The organism is Aeromicrobium halocynthiae, assembly GCF_039531385.1.
Lineage (GTDB): Bacteria > Actinomycetota > Actinomycetes > Propionibacteriales > Nocardioidaceae > Aeromicrobium > Aeromicrobium halocynthiae.
Genome location: NZ_BAAAPY010000026.1, coordinates 1 through 1,080 on the forward strand (window position 1 = coordinate 1; position 1,080 = coordinate 1,080).

A 1,080-nucleotide genomic window follows, 5' to 3' on the forward strand; every position below is an offset into this window, starting at 1 on the left:
GTCTTGCCCTCCGACGTCCGCCGAGCGACGTAGGCCTTGGTCGGTTCGTGGTGTTGCATCCGCACGATCACGACCCGGTAGAGCGCAGCGTTGGCCTGGCGATGGCCGCCCCGGTTCAACCGATGCCGGGTCGTCATTCCTGACGATGCAGGGATGGGCGCGACGCCGCAGAGACGGGCGAACGCGGCCTCGGACCGGACGCGTTCGGGGTTGTCGCCAGCGACGATCAGCATCTCCGCAGCGGTGTCAGGACCGACCGCGAAGGCCTTGGCCAGTTCGGGCGCGGTCGATGCGGTCAGTTCAGAGAGGATCTTTTCGTGCGCGACGATCTCGGCGTTGAGTTGCTGCCAGCGCCGCGCGATGGAACGGAGCGTGTGCTTCGTTGCTGCCTCGACGGTCGTGACTCGTCCCGGTCGCAGTCCAGCGCAGCGGTTGATCAGCGCCATCTTCGACATCGGCTGCAACTCTTGGCGGAGCTCATCGGGCGCGTTCACGATGACCTGCTTCAAGCTGATCATGGCTGACGTTCTGGCCTTGACCGCGATGTCCTTGGCAACCTTGACCTGCCGGATCATCTCCACGACACCATCAGCGGATTTCGGAACCGCAGTCGCCAGCCCGGCGAGAACCGCTTTGGCTGCGTTCTCGGCATCGATGGTGTCGGACTTGCCCCGCAGCCGACGATCGCGCCGGTCCGTGCGCACGACCTCGAGAGCTCCGATTCCACGTCGACGGACCGCGCCGGCCAAGCCGGCGCCATAGGATCCAGTGCCTTCGATCCCGAAGGTCAGTTTGCCTCCGAACGATGCCGCCCAGTCGATCAGCTGGCCATAGCCGCCGGCGTCGGCGACGAACGACCTGCTGTCCAACACGGCGCCAAGATCGTCGATCGCGACAGCGACATGGACGTACTTGTGGGTGTCGACGCCGACCACGACTCGACGGTGCGACACAACCTGTTGCATGCTCATAGTGCTTGCCCTTCCAAGCCGGTGAGTGACGCTGGCCGGTCGGGTGGACGGGACTGTGATGAGACTGTTGCGATCAGGCTCCTATGAGGTCACGCCCGCCCGGCCAGCA

Annotated in this window: 1 protein-coding gene; it reads right to left on the reverse strand. The window is 65.1% G+C overall.

What is annotated here, in order from left to right; translation table 11 throughout:
• Positions 1-935 (reverse strand): IS110 family transposase (locus ABD213_RS15015; RefSeq protein WP_344330301.1); only part of this gene is annotated, 935 nt, incomplete at its 3' end.
• Positions 936-1,080: the final 145 nt, after the last annotated feature.